Consider the following 16482-nt stretch of genomic DNA (forward strand, 5'->3'; position numbering starts at 1 on the left):
CAATAGTCGACGATGACACTCACGGAACGTGATGCCCGGCGTCGCGGTCAGCGGGACGGCGACCCCTTTTGACCGCGTTTAGTCCTCTGGACGCGGTAGTTGCGTGTGCAAGTACCGCATCCAGAGGACTGAACGCGGAGAAGAGAAGGTGGCGTCAGCCGGCGATGTCCGCCCGCGCGATCACCTTCACGATTTTGGCCCGCACCAAGGACTCCTCGGGCACCGCGTTGCGCTTGCCGTAGGCCTCGGCCTGGTCCTCGCCCATGTACCGGCCACCGAGCCTGGTCGCCCATTCGAGCATCTCGTCGTAGTCGTGGTGCAAGACCGCCTCGGCGGTGAACTGCACATACGAGTACAGCGGCTTCTGGTCGTCGACGGCCAGCGAGAGCTGCGGGTCGCGCCGCAGCGCCTTCCCCTTGAGGGTGTCCGTGCCGGTGGTGAAGATCAGCTCGTCCCCGTCGGGCCCCTCGTTCAGCAGGAACCAGACGGGCGTCACGATCGGCGCGCCGTTGGCGCGGACCAGGCCGAGCATGCCCGTGCGGGTGCCCCGGCTCGCGAAGTCCCACCATTCGTCCCGGCTCATTTCACGCATGGATCAGACGCTACCGGGGCGCGCGGTGGCGAGCAGCCTCGGTCACCCGGGGGTGGACGCTGCCCGGACCCCCGGTCACCGGGCAGCGTCCCGGCCCGGCTACCGGCAGCTGAGCCGGGTGATCTTGACGACCTCGTCGTCGTGGATGCGATGCCAGGTGCCCGATCCGTAAGCCGCCCCGCCGTCGTAGTCCTCACCGCCCCACCGGTTGACGATCGTGCGCAGGTGCGCGGTGCAGCCGACCGGGATCCGGACGCCGTCGATGTCGGTGCGCGCGCCGGTCCGTCCGCCCGCGCTCAGCGGCGTGGTGTCGGTGTAGATCTGGCCGTTGAAGTTCTTGGACACCGTGACGACGCGCGGGGTGTCGTTGAAGACCCCGCCGCACCAGTTCACGACCGGGGTGCAGTTGCCCGCTTCCGACGCCGAAGCCGGCGTCCAACCCAGGCCCGAGACGAGCAAAGCGGCGGCCGCGGCCACCGGAACGAGTGAACGTTTCATGGTGAATTCCTCCCTGATCGGTTGTCCGACACCTCCACGACAGCAGCCGGGAAGGCCGTCTGAACAGGGAAAACGGTGTCGCGCCGTGTCCCGGTTTGTCCCGCGACACCGTGGCCGGATGCGTCAGACTGGTCGGTGGGGAGGGGGTGGACCATGTCCACTGCGGAGAAGGACTTCGGCGCACGACTGCGCGAGGTGCGCGGAAAACTCACACAGGAATGCGTCGCCAAACGGTCGGTGCTCGGCCAGGATGCGCTGACCCGGCAACGGGTGTCCAACATCGAGAACGGCCTGCTGCCGACCGCCGGGCAGCTGCGTTGCTATCTGCGAGGGTGCGGGAAGCCGGAACTGTTCGAGGAGTTCGAACGGATCCGAAGCGAGGTGGCGGCGAGCCCGCCTGCCCGGTCATGGCGAAGACGCGCGATCCGGGTGGGCTCGGCGGTGGCCGCCGTGCTCGCCGCCGCGTCCGTCGTGCTCGTGCTGTCCACGGACCGCTCCAGCCCGGTTCCGGCGGCCGTCGTTGCTCCGGAGTGCGCGGAGGGCTTTCTCTGCTTCTGGCCGGAACCCGGCTACGGCGGGGCCAAGGTGCAACTCCCGCCCGACTGGGCCGGGGACGGCCGCCAGTGCGTCCCGCTGCCCTTCCCCGCGAGGTCGATGGCGAACCGCAGCGCGGAACGGCACTGGGGCTACGCCGGGCGGGACTGCGCCGGGGGCGACCGCACGATTCTGCAGCATCGCGGGGGCACCGAGCCCTCGATCCTGATCCAGTCCTACATCCACACCTGAGCTCCGCCCGGTCACCCGAGCGGGGTCACGGGGGCGGCGACTAACCTGGCCTGCTGTGCGAGACGACGAGCTGACCGGGATGGGGCTGGCCGACGAGGGGCTGACCCGCCGCCTCAAGGCGCTGGCCTGCACCGCGCCCTTGCACGACCTCGACGCGCGCAAGGCGAAGCTGGACTGGGCGGACGCCACGATCTACCAGATGGCCGAGATCGCGCTGCACACGATCGACCAGGTCACCGTGTCGATGGACTTCGACACCGGCGCCGACCACGAACAGGTGATCGTGCGGCTCCTGCCGTTCGTCGCGCTCCAGGCGCCGGGCCGGACGCCGGACGAGCACGCCAAGGTCGCGCGCTGGGTGCTCGACAACCTGATCAACGTCGGCACCACCGATCGCGGGTTCCGCCGGGTCTACGGCTCGATCGGCCCAGGCGGCGGCTACCAGCGGCGGCAGTTCGACTTCAAGCTGCTCGTCGAGCTGGCCGCGCCCGACGGCGAGGTCTACCTGCGCGCCACCGACGAGGCGATCAACGTGCTCGTCGGCGCGCTGGACACCGATGTCGAGTCCGCCCAGATCGCGGCCGAGGTCAAACTCGAGAACCTGATCAACCGCGGCCGCCTCGCCGACGCGAAGCTCGCCGCCGAACAGGCTCGCTACCGCACCGTCCAGTACGGCGAGACGCTGCGCGCGAAGCTCGACGCCACCCGGCGCGACGTGCGCGCGGTCGACTGGGAGCGCGAGGTCCCGGACCTGCTCGACCAGGCGTTGTCCCATATCGAGTCCCGTTTCCGCGCCGAGAACGCGATCCTCAAGAACATCACCGCGTCCCGCGACGAGACCGAGGACCTCGACCGCAAACGCCGCGCCGCCGAACTCGTCGACATCGTCGGCGACTGCATCCGCCGCCACACCCGGCTGCAGTCACGGCTCGCCGACGCCGGAGCGGTGTTCCGCGCCGAACAGGACCGCCAGCAGTTCTCCGGGCCGCCGCAGCGCGCGACGATCGACCTGTTCGGCCAGCTCCTGATGCCGACGCTGGGCCTGCCGATCGCCGACGCCGTCGCGCCCGCCGAGTCGTTCTTCCACGCCGGGGCCGGGATCTCCCCGCCGACCGTGCCGTCGCTGTCCTCGCTGGTGTCGCTGCTGCTGCGGCCGGCACCGGAACGCGACCAGCTCGTCGGCGAGATCCCCGAACCCGAGCTGATGCCCGCCGACGTCACCGACAAGTTCGGCGACGAGCAGTGGCGCCTCGCCGACGACCTGCTCGACCTGCCCGAGGTGCCACGAAGACTGTCCGGGCTGCTCGAAGAGGCGCGCCAGATCGATCCGAGGCTGCCCGCCCTGGTCGCGTTGCGGGCGGTGCACGCCTACAGTCCCGAGGTCGGCGCCGCGCTCCGGCTGGGGGAGCGCCAGGTACTGCTGGCCGTCGACGACGGCACTTTGCTCGAAGACCCCGAGTTCGGCGGAGCGGATCTGCTGCTTTCGTCGGCCAGGGTCGATCGTGAAGACCAAGAAGAGGAGGAGGTCGCGTGACGACGGGGTTTTCTACAGGGGACGTCGAAAACGCGGCCCGGCTCGTCTCGTTCGGCATGCGCCCGAAGCAGTTGCCCTCGCGGGACGTCGTCTACGGCGACCTCGTCCGGCGCTACGGCGAGGACAGGGCGTTCAAACAGCTCACGCATGCCGTCGCGGCCGGGCTCGGGCTGATGGTGCTGGAGGTCAACCTCCAGGCAGGCGCCGTGCTGGCGGCGACCGACGAGTCCGTCTTCGAGATCAAGATGGACAGCTACGCGCGGCAGAGCAAGATCCGCGAACGCCGTGAGACCGAAAAGGTTCTGCACGGGCTCATCCACCTGGCCACCGCCGCGCTCGGCTACCCGCGCCCGGACGACCTCGCCAACGACACCTACATCGGCCGCGTCAGCGTCGAGCAGGTGGACGCGATGGTGCGCGAGGCGTGTCGGATCCTCGACGAGCGCGCGGCCGAAGCCGAGTCGAACAACGACCCGCTGGCCGACGCGCCCGAACTCGAACAGGCCTGGCGCGCCTACGCCCGGCGTCCCGCCGCCGCGGCGACCAAGGACGGCAGGCTGGCGTCGGACACCACCCGCGGCATGGTCGCGCGCGCTCTGCGCTTCCTCGCTGATCAGGGTTTTCTCGTGCAGGTCAGCGGGGAGCAGGGCGGGACCTACCGCACGACACCGCGCTATCAGGTGCAGGTGCGCGAACTCGCCGCCGACGCGGCCTTCGACGATCTGCTCGCGCTGAACGTCGTCTCGGTCGCCAACGGCGGCGGGACGCTGCGCGCGGCCGCGTCGGACACGCTCTAAAGGGACGGCGGGCGGAGCAGCAGTGATAAGCGGAAATCAGCCGACAGGAAGCCGCCCCGGCCGCAGGCCCCGCTATCGCGGCGGCAGGGCGCCGGGTAGCGCGGCATGGGTATCGACGGGAACCAGCGCCCTGGCGACGCGATCGCGGTCGCGGGTTCTCGGATAAGGGGACGGAATCGATGTACGAGCTTTCGCGGGTTCGCCTGCACTCGGTGGGCCCGTCGGGCGCGCGGTACCAGGACGTCGTGCTGGACTTCAGCGGCGTCGGCGCGGCCATCACCGCGCCCAAGCAGGACGCGCTGTTCAGCGCCGGGATCCATCTGGCGGGGGAGGGGCCGCCGCGGCGCCCGTCCCCGGCGAGCGTGCTGTTCCTGGAGAACGGCGGCGGCAAATCCGTCCTGATCAAGCTGATCTTCTCGGTCATGCTGCCCGGCCGCCGCCAGGTCGTCGGCACGACGAACACCAAGGTGCTGGAGAAGTTCGTCGCCGCCAAGGACGTCTCGCACGTGGCCTTGGAGTGGCTGCAGGTCGAGACCGGCCACCGGGTGATCACCGGCAAGGTGTCGGAATGGCGCGGGCACGTGGTTTCGGCGGATTCGGAGAACCTCGTCGACTCCTGGTACTGCTTCCGTCCCACGCCTTCGCTCGATCTGGACTCGCTGCCGCTGACCTCGGACGGCAGGCTGCTGACGATGTCCGGTTTCCACGATCAGCTCGACAAGGTGCACGGCGGCGAGCCGGAACTGGAGCTGTTCTGGACTCGGCGCCACCACGAGTGGACGTCCCGGCTGGACGGCCTCGGTCTCGACACCGAGCTTTTCCGGTACCAGCGCGCGATGAACGCCGGTGAGGGCGAGGCGGCGGACGCCTTCGCGTTCAGCACCGACGAGGCGTTCGTCGAGTTCCTGCTGCGCGCGGTGCTTTCGGAGGACGAGCCGAAGGACCTCGCCGAGGTCGTCTCGACCTACGCGCACAACCTCGCGCAGCGCGGGGATCTGCTGTCGGAGCGGGACTTCGTCGCCGGAGCGCTCGAACTGCTCGCGCCGCTGGCCGAGGAGGAAGGCGTCGCCGCCGCGTCGCGGAAGCTCGCCGACGCGGCTCGCGCCGAGATGCGCGCGCTGGCCGGTCAGGTCGCCGCTCGCGACAAGCTGGAGAACGAGCGGCTGAGCGGGCTCGATCAGCACGTCGACGAGGTGAAGTCCGCGGAGAAACTGGCCGAGGGCGATCACCGCCGTCTCACCGCCGGCGTCACCGAACTTCGGCGCCTGGTCGGGAAACTGCGGCTGGACGAGGCCCAGGAGAGCAAGAAGCGGGTCGACGGGGAACTGGCCGAGGCCAAGACCGCCGCCGAGGCCTGGCGTGAATGCGCCACCGTGCTCAACCACCTCAACGCCGCCCGCAAGGCGCGCGATTTCCGCGAACTGGTGGGGAATCGCGAGCAGAAGGCGCAGCCCGCGCTGCAGGCGCGCAACACCGCCGCGGCCGCGCTCGCCAGGGGACTGCTGGCGCTGGCCAAGAACGCGACCGAGCAGGCCTCGAAGGCCGAAGCACATGTCGGTGCCCTGCGCGCCGAAGCGGAGAAAGCCCAAGCCGAACGTGACGAATCGGCCAACCTCGCCGCTTCGCGCCGCGCGGAAGCCCGCGGACTGGGCGCGAGGATCGCGGAGATCCGTGAGGAGATCGCGGAAACCGTCCGTGCCGGTGTGCTCAAGGCCGGTGCCGACGTCGCCGAAGCGGCGCGCGCGGCCCGGACCGAGGCCGAGACGACCGCTGCCGAACTCGTCCGCCGGGAACAGGAACTCGAGCGGGTGGCCGAGGATCTGCGGTCCGCGCAGGCCACCGTCAACGACGCGCACCGGCTCGCCGGGTCCACGAAGGACCGGCTGGAACGCGCCGCCGAGGAACTGGACCGGGCCAACCGGCGCACCGACGCGCTCGCCGTCGAACCCCGGCTGACCGAACTCCTCGGCGCGGACGACGTCGCGCTGGAGACGGATCTTCCGGTGCTGCTGGAGCGGCTTCGCGAGGCAGGTTCGACCGCGGAGAAGGAACAGACCGCGTTGCGGATGGAGGAATCCGTCGACGAGCGCGCGCTGAACGCCCTCGGCTCCGGTGGTCTCCTCCCCGCCACCGAAGAGGTCCAGGCCGCGTTGGACGCGCTGGAAGCCGCCGGGATGAACGCGTGGTCCGGCTGGCGGTATCTGTCCACTTTGGACAAGAAGCGGCGGGCGGCCGTGCTGGCCCGCGCGCCCCAGCTGGTCTCGGGGATCCTGCTCAACGAACCGGAGCAGGTCCGGCTCGCCGAGAAGGTGCTGGCGGAGCGGCGGTTGCTGCCCACCACGATCATCCCGGTCGCCACCACCGGGGCCACCACGACCGACCGCCTGCCGGGCGAGGCGGGCATCGAATTCCTCGTCCCGCCCAATCCGGCGATGTACGACGAGGAAGCCGCCGACGCGGAGCGCGAGGCCATCGCGCTCCGGCACGCGGAACGGCAGCGCCGCCTGGAAGCGCTGGCGACGTCGCTGGCCGACGACAGCGCGCTGTCCTGGAAACTCAAGACCTGGCGCGAGGACTACCCGCCCGGCAGCATCGCGACGCTGGCCGAGCAGTCGCAGAACGCGCGCACCGCGCACGAGACCGCGCGGACCGCGTTGGACCAGGCGGAAAAGGAGTTCCAGCGCCTCGGTGAGAAGGCGACCGGGTTGCGGGAGCGCGTTCCCGAGTTGCGCACGGCGTCGGCCGAGGCGGGGGAGCGGGCCCGGGGCCTGGAGGCGCTCGCCACCCGCGTCGCGAAGATTCCCGAGTGGACGGACGACGTCGAGCGGGCTTCGGAGACCGCCGAGCGGGCCGAGTCGACGGCGTCCGAAGCCGCGGCGAAGGCATCCCGGCTGCGCGAGCAGGCCGGTGAGGAACAACGCACCGCCGACGGGCACCGCCGCACGGCGACGACCGCGAAGTCGGAACTGGCCGAGGTGCCGGGATCGAGCGACGTCACCGAGGACGATCCCACGCCCGCCGAGCCGGTGGACGCGTTGCGGCGCACCTTCGCGTCCGCGTCCGAGGCGTACTCGAAGGTCGAGGTCGGCAGCGATCTCCGGGCCGAACTCGACCAGGCGGAGAGTGTCGAGGCGTCCGCGCGGGCGGCCGTCGAGGCACTGGACGACGCCGTCCGCGAGCGGGCCCTGACCTTGCTGGAGACGCCCGACGGTTCCGACGCTTCGGCACGGGCGGCCGCGCAGGCGCGGGCGAACCGCGCGGTCGCGGTGCTGGAGGACGAACGCACCGAGATCGTCGGCCTCGTCGCGACTCGCAAGGCGGAACTGAGTCAGCTCCCGGAACACCCTTCGGCACTCGCCGCGATCTCGTCCGACGCGCGGCCGCAGGACATCGAGCACGGTCTGGCGCTGATCGACGACGCCAGCCTCGAAGTCTCCGCCGCCGCGCGGAAGTGGGAGGAACTGCAGGAACGCCGTGCCGCGGCCGAAGCGACGCTGGAGTCCGCGAAGACGTCCGCGTCCGGCTTCGGCCTGCTGGCCGAGTCGATGGCCCATCTCCTGTCCAAAGAGGACGACGCGGCGGCGTTCGACGGCGACGTCGAATCGGCTCGCACCAAGCACTCCCGGCTCAACGCCGCGCTCACCGAGGCGCAGGACGCCGCCGATGCGGGCGATCGCCGGGTGCGGGCGGCGGCCGACCAGCTCGCGCAGTACGCCACGGACAAGCGGTTCGAGAAGCTCAGCACGCCGGTGCGGCAGCAGGTGATCTCGGTCCGCCGCGATCAGCTGCCCGCGCACGCCGCGGAATGGGCGGAGGCGTTGCGCCCGCGGTTGCGCACGCTCACCGACGATCTCGCGCAGATCGACCGGCACCGCGGCGGCATCATCACCCGCCTGCAGGGCATGGTCGATGGCGCGCTGCGCACTCTTCGCGCGGCACAACGGGTTTCGCGGCTGCCGGACGGTCTCGGCGATTGGTCGGGCCAGGAGTTCCTGCGGATCCGTTTCACCGAACTCGAAGAGAACGTGCTCGCCGAGAAACTGGGCGAGGTCGTCGACGAGGCCGCGGTGGGGAAGACCTCCGACGGCCGGGACGTCAAGCGGGACGGGCTTTCGCTCGTGCTGCGCGGCGTGCAGGCCGCCGCTCCCAAGGGCTTCCGGGTCGACATGCTGAAGCCGGACTCCGTGCTGCGGACCGAACGTCAGCGCGTTTCCGAGATCCGGGACGTGTTCTCCGGCGGGCAGCAGCTGACCGCGGCGATCATCCTGTACTGCACTTTGGCGGCACTACGGGCCAACAACCGCGGCAAGGCCCGCAACCGGCACTCCGGCGTGCTGTTCCTCGACAACCCGATCGGCCGCGCGTCCGCCGGGTACCTGCTGGAGCTGCAGCGGGCGGTGGCCGAGGCGCTGGGTGTCCAGCTGATCTACACGACCGGCCTGTTCGACGCCGGCGCGCTGAGCGAGTTCCCGCTGATCGTGCGGCTGCGCAACGACGCGGACCTGCGGGCGGGGCGGAAGTACCTGTCCGTCGACGCGACCATCCGCAACGCCACCGACGAACTCGGGGAGCCGGACGGCGTCGCGCGGCTTTCGGCGACGCGGCTGTTCACTCGACCGGCCGAGGAGCCGGAAGCGGAGGAAGAGACGGCCTGACCGCGAGGTGGCACAGGGTGGCACCGAGGGGCACAGGATGTTAGAATTGTTTCATGAGCGTTCAGCATGAGATCTCCCAGCGTGATCTCCGGAACCGGTCCGGCGAGATCATGGACGCGGTCGAGCACGGTGAAACCTTCACCGTGACCCGCAGCGGCTCGCCCATCGCCCAGCTGGTTCCGCTCTGTCGCCGGCACGCCGTTTCCCGTGAGCAGTTCGCCACCGGCTCGGCGAACGCCCCACTCATCGACCCGGACAGGTTCCGCGCGGACCTCGACGACGCTTTCGAAGGTGAGGCGGACGATCCCTATGGCCGCTGAGGTTCACGGCCTGCTCGACACGAACATCCTCATCCTGCGCCGGACGATCGATCACGCCCAGCTGCCGGATTCGATGTCGATCAGCACGATCACGCTCGCCGAGCTTTCGGCCGGACCGCATTACGCCGCGGACCCGGCCGAACGGGCCCGGCGCACGGATCTGCTGCAACGGGTGGAATCGGAGTTCGATCCGTTGCCGTTCGGTACCGAGGCGGCCCGCATCTTCGGCCGGGTGTCGGCGTCCGTGCTCGCGATGGGCAGGACACCCCGGCGGCGAGTCGCCGACCTGATGATCGCCAGTGTGGCCATCGCGCACCGGATGCCGCTCTACACCACGAATCCACAGGATTTCGAAGGCCTGAAAGAACTTCTCGACGTCGTTCCGGTCACCCGGCCGGCTTGAGCGCCTCCCGGGCCGAGGCGCGGTACTGCCCGGGAGCCTGGCGTCGTGCGCGCCGGAATGCCCGGCTGAACGCGTACACCGACGTGTAGCCGACAGAGTGGGCGATGGTGTCCACCGTGTCGTCGGTGTCGCGAAGCCGGACCGCGGCCAGGTCCATCCGCCACTGGGTCAGGTATTCGCCGGGGGTGCGGCCGGTCGTTTCGCGGAACCGGCGGGTCAGCGTGCTGCGCGAAGTCGCCAGTTCCGCCGCGAGGACGTCGGTGGTCCACGGTTTCGCCGGGGCCTCGTGGATCTTGACCAGCGCCACGCTGATCAGCGGGTCGCCGAGGACGCCGAGCCAGGTTCCCCGCGTCTCGGCCGGTTTCTCGGTGCGCCACGCGCGGAGCAACTGGACGAGCAGGATGTCGACGAGCCGGTTGAGGACGAACTCGGTGGCGATCTGGGGACGGGCCAGTTCCCGCGACAGCAGGCGGACGGTGTCGTCGAGGCCGCCACCGCCGTGGTCCGCGCGGATGTGCACCAGTTCCGGCAGGGTGGCGAGCACCTGGATGGACACCGCCGGGTCGTAGTCGTAGGACGCGCCGAGGATGTGGGTCTGCACGTCCCCGGAGCCGAGACGCAGTACCCCGCCGCACTTCCGCGCTCGCTCCGCCGCCGTGCACAGCTGGGGGATGATCGGGGCCTCCGGCGTGCTGCGCAGGGTGTGCTCCGACCCGTTCGGCAGCAGGACGACGTCGCCGGGCATGAGCTGGCGCGGCGGGTGGCCCGCCACGTCGAGCCAGGCCGTCCCGCAGGTGACGGCGTAGAAGGCGGCACCGGCGATCCGATGCCAGAGGATCCCCCACGCGCCGGACGCTTCGATCCGGGCTCCGGCGGCACCCCGGACGCCGCCCACGGCGAGTGTCTCGGCCAAAAGGTCCATGTCGTCGAGGGTAGTGCGACAGACGGACAAGTTCGTGGCTGTTTCAGGCATCGATACGGTCACTGGGTGCGTCATACGATCGGGGTCATGGCAGAAACGATCGACTTCGACTTCGACGAAATCAACCGCGGTGTGATCGCCGAGTTCCGCGAGAAGGGCGGCAAGGCGGGTGGGATGTTCGAGGGCTTCCCGCTCGTCCTCGTCCACCACACCGGCGCGAAGTCCGGCACCCAGCGGATCGCGCCGCTCGTCCCGCTCCTGGAGGACGACCGGGTCTACATCTTCGCCAGCAAGGGCGGCGCCGACGACAACCCGGCGTGGTTCCACAACCTGGTCGCCCACCCGGACACCAAGATCGAGCTGGGCACCGAGACCTTTCCGGTCCGCGCCCGGGTGCTGACCGGCCCAGAGCGCGACGACGTCTACGCCCGGCAGTCCGCTCTCATGCCGCAGTTCGCCGAGTACCAGAACAAGACGAGCCGGGTCATCCCGGTCTTCGAACTGGAACGGGTCTGAGGGCGCCGCTGGTCGAGAGTGGCGATTCGGGTTCTGGCGGACCCGTATTCGCCTACCCGCTGGATTCGGATGTCATCTTGGTGAGCGTGTAGCGCTTGTTCTGGATGGTGATGTGGGCGAGCGGGGAGGATTTGGGACGGTGAACGTCCCAAATCCTCCCCACTCGGCTGGTCAGCCGCGAGACCGGAACCCACGCGTCCCGGAGTTCTGTCGGGACCCGGTGGTAGAACCGGTCCGTGACCCTCAAGATCGACGTCCGCCAGCGCCGCGCCCGCCTCGCCGTGCGCCATCGCCTCGCCATGCCCGCCCCGTCGGTGCGGGCCGCGGCGGACGCGGTCGTCGCGTTGCACGCCACAGACCCGGCGACGGTCCACCTTTCGGCGTGGGCGCGGGTCAGGGGAGACGGTGTCGCGGAACTGGAGAACGCGCTCTACGAAGAGCGCACGCTGGTGCGGATGCTCGGCATGCGCCGCACGGTCTTCGTGGTCGGACGGGAGAACGTGGCCCTGGTCCAGGCGGCGTGTTCGGCGGACATCGCCAAGAAGCAGCGCCGCCTGCTCGAGCAGCACCTCGGCAGGCAGGGGCATCCCGAGAACGTGCCCGATCCGGAGCGCTGGCTGGCCGACGTCGAGGACGCGACCGAGCGCGCACTCCAGGCTCGCGGTACCGCGACGGCACAACAGCTCGTCGAGGACGAGCCCCGGCTGAGGCAGCAGCTCATCATGGCGAAGGGAAAGCCGTACGAGGCGATCGCCAACGTGACCAGCCGGGTCCTGTTCCAGCTCGCGGTCGACGGCCGCATCGTGCGCGGGCGCCCGCGCGGGAGCTGGATCAGCAGCCAGCACTACTGGGCCCCGATGGCCGACTGGCTGCCGCAGGGCATCGCCGAGTGGGACGCCGACGAGGCCAGGGCAGAACTCGCCCGTAAGTGGCTTCACGCCTACGGCCCGGCACCGATCGCGGACCTGCGATGGTGGACGGGCTGGACGGCAGGCCAGACGAAGAAGGCACTCGCGGCCGTTCAGCCGATCGAGGTCGACCTCGACGGTGTTCCCGGCGTGGTGCTCGCCGACGACCTGGAGCCGGTCGCGGAGCCCGGGCCGTGGGTGGCGCTGCTCCCGTCGCTCGACCCGACGTCGATGGGGTGGATCGAGCGGGACTGGTATCTCGGGCCGCACCGCGCCCCGCTGTTCGACGGCACGGGCAACATCGGGCCCACCGTCTGGGCCGACGGCCGGATCGTCGGCGGCTGGGCCCAGCGTCCGGACGGTGAAGTCGTCCACCACTTCCTGGAAGACGTCGGCTCGGACGTCGAACGGGCCGTCGAGGCGGAGGCGAACCACCTGGCCGGGTGGTTCGGAGAGGTGCGAGTCACGCCACGGATGCGCACCCCGCTGGAGCGACGGCTAGCACAACGAAGCTGAGAGTTTTCAGCAGACGTCCTGGTGGCGAACCACTTAATCGATTCTTGACCTGACCCACCGAGTGGTGGAAGTCTCGTCAGGGCAAAGAGGGTCGCCCGAGCACGCACGCTAGGGTTGCGCCCGAGTAAAGGACGTCTTACCGGGGCGATCCCGGACGAGTCTCTAGGGAGTGGCAGCAGTGACGGTTCGCGTAGGTGTCAACGGCTTCGGCCGCATCGGCCGCAACTTCTTCCGGGCCGTGCAGGCCGCCGGTCACGACATCGAGGTGGTCGCGTTCAACGACCTCGGCGACGTCGCCACGATGGCCCACCTGCTGAAGTACGACTCCATCCTCGGCCGCTTCCCGGGCGAGGTCAGCGTCAGCGACGAGGGCATCGTCGTGGACGGCAAGACGATCAAGGCCCTCGCCGAGCGCGACCCGGCCAACCTGCCCTGGGCCGACCTGGGCGTGGACGTCGTCGTCGAGTCGACCGGCTTCTTCACCAACGCCGACGCCGCGAAGGCGCACCTCGCCGGCGGTGCGAAGAAGGTCATCATCTCCGCGCCCGCCAAGGGCGAGGACCTGACCGTGGTGCTGGGCGTCAACGACGACAAGTACGACGGCTCGCAGAACATCATCTCGAACGCCTCCTGCACCACCAACTGCCTCGGCCCGCTGGCCAAGGTCCTGCAGGACTCGTTCGGCATCGAGCAGGGCCTGATGACCACCATCCACGCGTACACGCAGGACCAGAACCTGCAGGACGCGCCGCACAAGGACCTGCGCCGCGCCCGCGCCGCCGCGCTGAACATCGTCCCGACCTCGACCGGTGCCGCCAAGGCCATCGGCCTGGTCCTGCCGGAGCTGCAGGGCAAGCTGGACGGCTACGCGCTGCGTGTCCCGATCCCGACCGGCTCGGCCACCGACCTCACCGTCACGCTGACCAAGAGCGCGACCCTCGAGGAGATCAACGCCGCGTACAAGGCCGCAGCCGAGGGCCCCCTGGCCGGCATCCTGCGCTACAACGAGGACCCGATCGTTTCGGCCGACATCGTCACCGACCCGGCGTCCTGCATCTACGACGCGCCGCTGACCAAGGTCATCGGCAACCAGGTCAAGGTCATCGGCTGGTACGACAACGAGTGGGGCTACTCCAACCGCCTCGCCGACCTCGTCAAGCTCGTCGGCAACAAGCTTTCCTGACCGATGGCGCTGAAGAATCTCGAAGACCTGCTGAGCGAGGACGTCTCAGGCCGGTTCGTACTCGTACGATCCGACCTGAACGTCCCGCTCGACGGGGACAAGATCACCGACGACGGCCGCGTCCGCGCGGCCCTGCCGACCCTCAAGCGCCTCGCCGAGGCGGGCGCGAAGGTGGTCGTCACGGCGCACCTCGGCCGTCCCAAGGGCGAGCCGGACCCGAAGTTCTCGCTCGCGCCCGTCGCCGCGAAGCTCACTGAGCTGCTCGGCGTCGACGTCCCGCTGGCCAGTGACCTGGTCGGCGACTCCGCCAAGGCCACCGTCGCGGGCCTGACGGACGGTCAGGTCGCCCTGCTGGAGAACGTGCGTTTCGACGCGCGCGAGACCAGTAAGGTCGAGGCGGAGCGCCAGGAACTGGCCGCCGAGCTGGCCGCGCTCGTCCCGGGCGGCGCGTTCGTCTCGGACGGCTTCGGCGTCGTGCACCGCAAGCAGGCCTCGGTCTACGAGATCGCGCGGGCGCTTCCGGCGTACGCGGGCGGTCTGGTGCTCGCCGAGGTCGACGTCCTCAAGAAGCTCACCGAGGACCTCGCGCGGCCGTATGTCGTCGTGCTCGGCGGTGCGAAGGTGTCGGACAAGCTGGCGGTGATCGCCAACCTGCTGACCAAGGTCGACAGGCTGCTCATCGGCGGCGGCATGGCGTACACCTTCCTCAAGGCCCAGGGCCACGAGGTCGGCAAATCGCTGCTGCAGGAAGACCAGCTGGAGCAGGTCGCCGGGTTCCTCGCCGAGGCGGAGAAGCGTGGCGTCGAACTGATCCTGCCGGTGGACTTCCTCGCCGCGACGGGCTTCGCCGCCGACGCCGAGTTCGACGTCGTCGACGCGTCGGCCATCCCGGCCGACCGCATGGGTCTCGACATCGGCCCGAAGTCGCGCGACCTGTTCGCGGGCAAGCTGGCCGACGCCGCGACCGTGTTCTGGAACGGCCCGATGGGCGTGTTCGAGTTCGAGTCCTTCGCCGGCGGCACCCGTGCCGTGGCCGAGGCGCTCGTCAAGAGCGACGCCTTCACCGTGGTCGGCGGTGGCGACTCCGCCGCGGCCGTGCGGCAGCTCGGCCTCCCCGAGGACGGCTTCTCGCACATCTCGACCGGCGGCGGCGCGTCGCTGGAGTACCTGGAGGGCAAGGAACTGCCCGGAGTCGCTGTGCTGGGAGAGAACGACTAGTGGCGCGCAAACCGCTCATCGCCGGCAACTGGAAGATGAACCAGAACCACCTCGAAGCCATCGCGCTGGTTCAGAAGATCGCCTTCGCCCTGCCGGAGAAGTACTACGCGAAGGTCGACGTCGCGGTCCTGCCGCCGTTCACCGACATCCGCAGCGTCCAGACGCTGACCGACGGCGACAAGCTGTCGCTCACCTACGGCGCCCAGGACCTGTCGCCGCACGACTCCGGTGCCTACACCGGTGACGTGTCGGGTGTGATGCTGAAGAAGCTGGGCTGCAGCTTCGTCACCGTCGGGCACTCGGAGCGGCGCGAGTACCACGGCGAGTCCGACGAACTCGTCAACAAGAAGGTCAAGGCCGCGCTCAAGCACGGCATCACGCCGATCCTGTGCGTGGGGGAGAAGCTCGAGGTCCGCGAGGCCGGCGAGCACATCGCCCACACCACGACCCAGCTGGTCGAGGGCCTCAAGGGGCTCAAGAACGAGCAGGTCAAGGACGTCGTCGTCGCGTACGAGCCGGTCTGGGCCATCGGGACCGGCAAGGTCGCGACCCCGCAGGACGCCGAGGAGGTGTGCGGAGCCATCCGCGCCACCCTCGCCGAGAAGTACGGTGCCGAGGTCGCGTCCTCGGTCCGCGTGCTCTACGGCGGCTCGGCGAAGGCCAACAACATCAGTGACCTCGTCGCCTGCGAGAACATCGATGGTGCCCTCGTTGGTGGTGCGAGCCTGGATGGTGACGAGTTCACCAAACTCTGCGCACTCGCCGCGGGCGGGCCCCTGCCCTGATCGGGGCACCAACCGGGTAACCTGTGTATCCGGTCCGTCACACAGCAGTGGACGAGTCCAGGAGTACGGTGTGTTCTGGTAGTCACGAACTATCGGCACGCACCGTTTTCCTGCATTCTCCAAGAGCGCAGAGGATGACATGAAGCTGTTCCTGCAAATCCTGTTGATCGCCTCAAGCTTTTTCCTGGTGGTCGCCGTGTTGCTGCACCGCGGTCGTGGTGGCGGTCTGTCGTCGCTGTTCGGTGGCGGTATGCAGTCGAGCCTTTCCGGCTCGAGCGTGGCCGAGAAGAACCTCGACCGGATCACGCTCCTGCTGGGCGCGGTGTGGCTGATCAGCATCATCGGCCTGGGGCTCCTGCTCAAGGTCTGATCGATCCAGGTGTTTCGGCGTGCCTATGGGGGGCGCGCCGCCGATCCCTATAGGTGTGAGGATTCATGGTTGGCGGTAACGCGATTCGGGGCACCCGTGTGGGTGCCGGTCCTTCGGGCGAATCGGAACGGGGTGAGTCGGCGCCGCGGCGCCGCATTTCCTACTGGTGTGCCAACAGGCACGAGGCGCAGCCGTCGTTCTCGATGGACGCCGAGATTCCCGAAGAGTGGGACTGCCCACGCTGCGGGCTTCCGGGTGGGCAGGACGAGAAGAACCCGCCTGCCGCGCCGCGGACCGAGCCTTACAAGACCCACCTCGCCTACGTGAAGGAACGGCGTTCCGACGCCGACGGCGAGGCCATCCTCGCCGAGGCGCTGGAGCGGTTGCGCCAGCGCCGGGAGATCTAGCCTCCGGTCTTCCAAGGCTGAAGCCCGCGTCCGCGATCCGTCGCCTGGACGCGGGCGTTTGGCATGTCGACG

General features: G+C 69.6%; 16 protein-coding genes. 13 read left to right on the forward strand and 3 right to left on the reverse strand.

The window, feature by feature from the left end; genetic code table 11:
* Nucleotides 1-154: 154 nt before the first annotated feature.
* On the reverse strand, nucleotides 155-592 hold the full coding sequence (locus ACLJPX_RS41790) for a PPOX class F420-dependent oxidoreductase (RefSeq protein ID WP_410605711.1): 438 nt from the start codon (nucleotides 590-592) through the stop codon (nucleotides 155-157).
* A gap of 99 nt (nucleotides 593-691) precedes the next feature.
* The gene (locus ACLJPX_RS41795) at nucleotides 692-1090 is read right to left on the reverse strand and encodes a hypothetical protein (protein ID WP_410605712.1); all 399 of its coding nucleotides are present in this window, start codon (nucleotides 1088-1090) and stop codon (nucleotides 692-694) included.
* 153 nt (nucleotides 1091-1243) lie between these two features.
* Between ACLJPX_RS41795 and ACLJPX_RS41800 the strand changes: the two genes are divergently transcribed.
* From ACLJPX_RS41800 to ACLJPX_RS41825, 6 genes are all read left to right on the forward strand, one after another.
* Nucleotides 1244-1876, forward strand: a complete 633-nt coding sequence (locus tag ACLJPX_RS41800) for a peptidase inhibitor family I36 protein (protein WP_410605713.1) — start codon at nucleotides 1244-1246, stop codon at nucleotides 1874-1876.
* Between the two features lie 79 nt (nucleotides 1877-1955).
* Nucleotides 1956-3410 carry a hypothetical protein gene (locus tag ACLJPX_RS41805; protein WP_101613081.1) on the forward strand — a complete coding sequence of 485 codons (1455 nt, stop codon included), beginning with the start codon at nucleotides 1956-1958 and terminating at the stop codon, nucleotides 3408-3410.
* A 56-nt stretch (nucleotides 3411-3466) separates the two neighbouring features.
* Nucleotides 3467-4207 carry a hypothetical protein gene (locus ACLJPX_RS41810; protein ID WP_101613082.1) on the forward strand — a complete coding sequence of 247 codons (741 nt, stop codon included), beginning with the start codon at nucleotides 3467-3469 and terminating at the stop codon, nucleotides 4205-4207.
* Nucleotides 4208-4386: 179 nt separating this feature from the next.
* On the forward strand, nucleotides 4387-8862 hold the full coding sequence (locus tag ACLJPX_RS41815) for a hypothetical protein (RefSeq protein ID WP_410605714.1): 4476 nt from the start codon (nucleotides 4387-4389) through the stop codon (nucleotides 8860-8862).
* Nucleotides 8863-8915: 53 nt separating this feature from the next.
* Nucleotides 8916-9182, forward strand: a complete 267-nt coding sequence (locus tag ACLJPX_RS41820; RefSeq protein ID WP_101606770.1) for a type II toxin-antitoxin system Phd/YefM family antitoxin — start codon at nucleotides 8916-8918, stop codon at nucleotides 9180-9182.
* Nucleotides 9172-9585, forward strand: coding sequence for a type II toxin-antitoxin system VapC family toxin (locus tag ACLJPX_RS41825; RefSeq protein WP_101606771.1), 414 nt, complete (start codon nucleotides 9172-9174; stop codon nucleotides 9583-9585). Before ACLJPX_RS41820 ends, ACLJPX_RS41825 begins: the two co-directional genes overlap by 11 nt.
* Here ACLJPX_RS41825 and ACLJPX_RS41830 read toward each other — a convergent pair.
* Nucleotides 9569-10507, reverse strand: coding sequence for an AraC family transcriptional regulator (locus tag ACLJPX_RS41830; protein WP_410605715.1), 939 nt, complete (start codon nucleotides 10505-10507; stop codon nucleotides 9569-9571). The two genes, ACLJPX_RS41825 and ACLJPX_RS41830, sit on opposite strands and share 17 nt — an antisense overlap.
* 87 nt (nucleotides 10508-10594) lie before the next feature.
* On the opposite strand from ACLJPX_RS41830, the gene ACLJPX_RS41835 reads away from it, so the two are divergent.
* The 7 genes from ACLJPX_RS41835 (at nucleotide 10595) to ACLJPX_RS41865 (ending at nucleotide 16410) form a co-directional block, all read left to right on the forward strand.
* A complete protein-coding gene (locus ACLJPX_RS41835; RefSeq protein ID WP_410605716.1) occupies nucleotides 10595-11023 on the forward strand; it encodes a nitroreductase/quinone reductase family protein in 429 nt (142 codons plus the stop codon).
* A 236-nt stretch (nucleotides 11024-11259) separates the two neighbouring features.
* Nucleotides 11260-12447, forward strand: coding sequence for a winged helix DNA-binding domain-containing protein (locus tag ACLJPX_RS41840; RefSeq protein WP_410605717.1), 1188 nt, complete (start codon nucleotides 11260-11262; stop codon nucleotides 12445-12447).
* Between the two features lie 178 nt (nucleotides 12448-12625).
* Nucleotides 12626-13630 carry a type I glyceraldehyde-3-phosphate dehydrogenase gene (gene gap / locus ACLJPX_RS41845; RefSeq protein ID WP_101606776.1) on the forward strand — a complete coding sequence of 335 codons (1005 nt, stop codon included), beginning with the start codon at nucleotides 12626-12628 and terminating at the stop codon, nucleotides 13628-13630.
* A gap of 9 nt (nucleotides 13631-13639) precedes the next feature.
* Nucleotides 13640-14848, forward strand: a complete 1209-nt coding sequence (locus tag ACLJPX_RS41850) for a phosphoglycerate kinase (RefSeq protein WP_410605839.1) — start codon at nucleotides 13640-13642, stop codon at nucleotides 14846-14848.
* Nucleotides 14848-15633 (forward strand): triose-phosphate isomerase, encoded by a 786-nt coding sequence (tpiA, locus tag ACLJPX_RS41855; RefSeq protein WP_101606778.1) that lies wholly within the window; start codon nucleotides 14848-14850, stop codon nucleotides 15631-15633. Before ACLJPX_RS41850 ends, tpiA begins: the two co-directional genes overlap by 1 nt.
* Nucleotides 15634-15772: 139 nt before the next feature.
* Entirely contained in the window at nucleotides 15773-16003 is a 231-nt protein-coding gene (gene secG, locus ACLJPX_RS41860) for a preprotein translocase subunit SecG (protein WP_005152283.1), read from the forward strand.
* 65 nt (nucleotides 16004-16068) lie between these two features.
* Nucleotides 16069-16410: an RNA polymerase-binding protein RbpA gene (locus tag ACLJPX_RS41865; RefSeq protein WP_026467877.1), complete on the forward strand. Its 342-nt coding sequence runs from the start codon at nucleotides 16069-16071 to the stop codon at nucleotides 16408-16410.
* Nucleotides 16411-16482: the final 72 nt, after the last annotated feature.

This window comes from Amycolatopsis sp. lyj-90 (assembly GCF_046549035.1).
Taxonomy (GTDB): domain Bacteria; phylum Actinomycetota; class Actinomycetes; order Mycobacteriales; family Pseudonocardiaceae; genus Amycolatopsis.